This is a genomic window from uncultured Albimonas sp., from assembly GCF_963977235.1.
In the GTDB taxonomy this organism is placed as follows: Bacteria; Pseudomonadota; Alphaproteobacteria; order Rhodobacterales; family Rhodobacteraceae; genus Albimonas.
This window is the reverse complement of record NZ_CAXBOD010000129.1, coordinates 1-3,592: the sequence shown is the minus strand read 5'-3', so window position 1 is coordinate 3,592 and position 3,592 is coordinate 1. Positions and strand designations below refer to the sequence as shown.

The following is a 3,592-nucleotide window of genomic DNA, read 5'->3' as shown; positions in this document are numbered from 1 at the left end:
CGACGCCCGCGCACAAGGACTCGCCCACGCCCCGGCTTCGCGCTAGGGGAGCGGCATGACCACACCCCCCGCCGCCCAGACCGATGCGCTGGAGATCTTCCTCGCCGCCCCCCCGGGCCTCGAGCCCGCCCTGCTGGCCGAGGTCCGCGCCCACGGCTTCGCCGACCCCCGCGCCGTGCCCGGCGGGGTCGAGACGCGGGGCCCCTGGTCCGAGGCCTGGCGCGCCAACCTGATGCTGCGCGGCGCCTCGCGGGTGCTGGTGCGCGTGGCGAGCTTCCGCGCCCTCCACCTCGCCCAGCTCGACAAGCGCGCGCGCAAGCTCGACTGGGCCGCGATCCTGCGCCCCGATCAGCCGGTGCGCGTCGAGGCCCTCTGCCGCAAGTCGCGCATCTACCACGCCGGCGCCGCGGCCCAGCGCATCGCGCGCGCCATCGAGGAGGAGCTCGGCGCCCCCGCCGCCTTCGTCGGCGGCCACGGCGGCGACGCGTCCCCCCGCGACGCCGCGGGCGTCCCCGCGCCGCCGACCGCCCTCCCCGACCCCTCCGAGCCCGCTCCGATCCGGATCATGGCCCGCATCGAGAACGACCTTGTCACCCTCAGCCTCGACGCCTCCGGAGAGCCGCTGCACCGCCGCGGCCACAAGCCGGCCGTGGCCAAGGCCCCGATGCGCGAGACGCTGGCCGCCCTGATCCTGCGCGAATGCGGCTACGACGGGTCCGAGCCGCTGCTCGACCCGATGTGCGGCTCGGGCACCTTCGTCCTGGAAGCGGCCGAGCTCGCCGCACGCCTCGCCCCCGGCCGCACCCGCCCCTTCGCGTTCGAGCGTCTGGCCCCCTTCGACCCCGAAGCCTGGACCGCGATGAAAACCGCCGCCCGCCCCGACCCGGCGCCCACGCCCGACCGCCGCTTCCACGGCTCGGACCGCGACGACGGCGCCATCCGCGCGGCCGCCGCCAACGCCGAGCGCGCCGGCCTCGCGGACTGGACCGCGTTCCGCCGCCTCTCGGTCTCGGACCTCGAGCGTCCCGCCGGCCCGCCGGGCCTGGTGATCGTGAACCCGCCCTACGGGGCGCGCATCGGCAACAAGGGTCCGCTGCGCGCCCTGCACGCCGCGCTGGGCCGCGTGCTGCAAGAGCGGTTCTCGGGCTGGCGGGTGGGCCTCGTCACCTCCGAGGCGCAGCTCGCCCAGGTCACCGGCCTGCCCTGGCTGCCCCCCGGACCGCCCCTGCCCCACGGCGGCCTCAAGATCCGGCTGCACCGAACCGCCCCCCTTCCCTGACGACGCCCGCTCTGGCCCCCTCGCCCCCTCCGCCCCATATCGGCGGAGGGGGCGCGCCGCTCCCACAGGACCCGACCCGAGAGGAGCCCGCCCGATGACGCCGCACCCGACCCTCGCCCGCCTCGCCTGCGCCACGGCGCTCCTCGCCGCCCCGCTCGCGGTTCTGGCCAGCGGCGGCGCGGCGGCCGACGCCGCCATCGTCGAGCGCCTCGGCCTGACCGAGGCCCGGTTCGAGGAAGACCGCCGCAACCCCGACCTCCACGGCACGCTGCCCGGCGGCGTCCGGGTCGAGATCGAGTTCCATCGCGACGGCTCGCTCGACGAGATCGAGGCCACGGGCCAGCAGCCCTTCCCCGCCGCCGCCATCGCCCCCGCGCTTCCCGCGGCCGTGCGCAGCGCCCCCGACTGGCCCGCCGACGCCCGCCTGTGGTCGGTCGAGTTCGACGCGGACGGCGTCGAGATCGAGGGCATCGACGCCGCCGGCCGCAGCTTCGAGGCCGAATTCGCCCCCGACGGCCGCCTGATCGACATGGACGTCGACGACTGAGCGCCGGCGCCGGGCCCCCGGCCCGGCCCCTCGCCCCTCCGCCCCCCGATCCCTCGGCGGCTTGCGTCCTCGCCCCGCCCGGCGCAGTCTCCGCCCCGATCTCCGCCAAACGGAGCCTCGGGAGGAGCCCCATGAACCAGCACGCCCCGGCGCAGAGCGCGCTTGTCACCTATCGCCATTTCATCGACGGGGCCGAGGTCGACCCCGCGGGCGGCGAGTGGCTCGACAGCCACGACCCCTATCGCGACGCGGTCTGGGCCCGGATCCCCCGCGGCACGGCCGCCGACGTCGACCTCGCCGTAAAGGCCGCCAAACGCGCGATGGAGGAGGGCCCCTGGGCCACGATGTCCGCGTCCGCCCGCGGCAAGCTGATGCGCCGGCTGGGCGACCTGGTGACCGCGAACGCCCAGGCGCTCGCCGAGGTCGAGGTCCGCGACAACGGCAAGCTGATGTCCGAGATGCTGGGCCAGCTCAACTATCACCCCGAGTGGTGGCACTATTTCGCCGGCCTCGCCGACAAGATCCAGGGCGGCGTCGTCCCCATCGACAAGCCCGACCATTTCGCCTTCACCGATCATGAGCCCGTCGGCGTGGTCGGCTGCCTGACCGCCTGGAACTCGCCGCTGCTGTTCGTCGCCTGGAAATGCGCCGCGGCGATCGCGGCGGGCTGCGCGGTGGTGATCAAGCCCTCCGAGTTCGCCTCCGCCTCCACGCTGGAGTTCGCCAAGCTGACGAAAGAGGCCGGCTTCCCCGATGGCGTCTTCAACGTGGTCTCGGGGCTGGGCGCCGAGTGCGGCGCGGCGCTGGTCGACCACCCCGACGTCGCCAAGATCACCTTCACCGGATCGGACGCCACCGGCCGGCTGATCTACTCGCAGGCCGCCAAGTCGATGAAGCGCGTCAGCCTCGAGCTCGGCGGCAAGTCCCCCAACATCATCTTCGCGGACGCCAACATCGACGCCGCCGTCGCCGGCGCCGTCTCGGGCATCTTCGCGGCCACCGGCCAGACCTGCATCGCGGGCTCCCGCCTGCTGGTGCAGAACTCGATCAAGGAGGAGGTGACGGCCAAGCTGGTCGAGATGGCCCGCTCGGCGAAGATCGGCGACCCGATGGCGCCCGAGACCAACATCGGCCCGGTCACCACCCCTCCCCAGCACGCCAAGATCCTCGAATACATCGAAATCGCCAAGGGCGAGGGCGCGACCCTGCTGACCGGCGGCGCCGCGGCCGACGCCGGCCGCTGGTTCGTCCAGCCCACGATCTTTTCCGACGTCACCAACGACATGCGCATCGCGCAGGAGGAGGTCTTCGGCCCGGTCCTCTCGATCATCGGCTTTGACGACGAAGCCGAGGCCGTGCGCATCGGCAACGACGTGATCTACGGCCTTGCCGCCGGGGTCTGGACCCGCGACATCGGCCGCGCGCACCGCATGGCCAAGGCGCTGAAGGCCGGCACGGTCTGGATCAACACCTACCGCGCGATCAGCTACATGATGCCGTTTGGCGGGATGAAGCACTCGGGCCTCGGGCGCGAGAGCGGCATCGACGCGATCAACGAGTATCTCGAGACCAAGGCCGTCTGGATCTCCACCTCCGACGCCGCCCCCGGCAACCCCTTCGTGATGCGCTGACGCCTCCCGCGCCCCGGCCCGTCCCCCGCGCCGGGGCGCCGCTCCGGTCCCGCCGGGGCGCCACGCCCGTCCCCTCGCAGAGCGCCTGTTCTCCGGAGCCGTCCCTCGCTGATGCCGATCAGAGCGACTCGTCCG

The 3,592-nt window shown here is 74.1% G+C and carries 3 protein-coding genes; all 3 read left to right on the top strand.

Features of this window, described 5'->3' with window-relative positions:
* Positions 1–55 precede the first annotated feature (55 nt).
* Positions 56–1,279: a class I SAM-dependent RNA methyltransferase gene (locus AAC134_RS23575; protein WP_339952213.1), complete on the top strand. Its 1,224-nt coding sequence runs from the start codon at positions 56–58 to the stop codon at positions 1,277–1,279.
* A gap of 94 nt (positions 1,280–1,373) precedes the next feature.
* Positions 1,374–1,826, top strand: coding sequence for a hypothetical protein (locus tag AAC134_RS23570; protein ID WP_339952211.1), 453 nt, complete (start codon positions 1,374–1,376; stop codon positions 1,824–1,826).
* Between the two features lie 131 nt (positions 1,827–1,957).
* Positions 1,958–3,457, top strand: coding sequence for an aldehyde dehydrogenase (locus tag AAC134_RS23565; RefSeq protein ID WP_339952209.1), 1,500 nt, complete (start codon positions 1,958–1,960; stop codon positions 3,455–3,457).
* The last annotated feature ends 135 nt before the right edge of the window (positions 3,458–3,592 follow it).

Coding starts and splice junctions, on each gene's coding strand:
- AAC134_RS23575 (WP_339952213.1), top strand. CDS start 56: ATGACCACACCCCCCGCCGCCCAGACCGATGCGCTGGAGATCTTCCTC.
- AAC134_RS23565 (WP_339952209.1), top strand. CDS start 1,958: ATGAACCAGCACGCCCCGGCGCAGAGCGCGCTTGTCACCTATCGCCAT.
- AAC134_RS23570 (WP_339952211.1), top strand. CDS start 1,374: ATGACGCCGCACCCGACCCTCGCCCGCCTCGCCTGCGCCACGGCGCTC.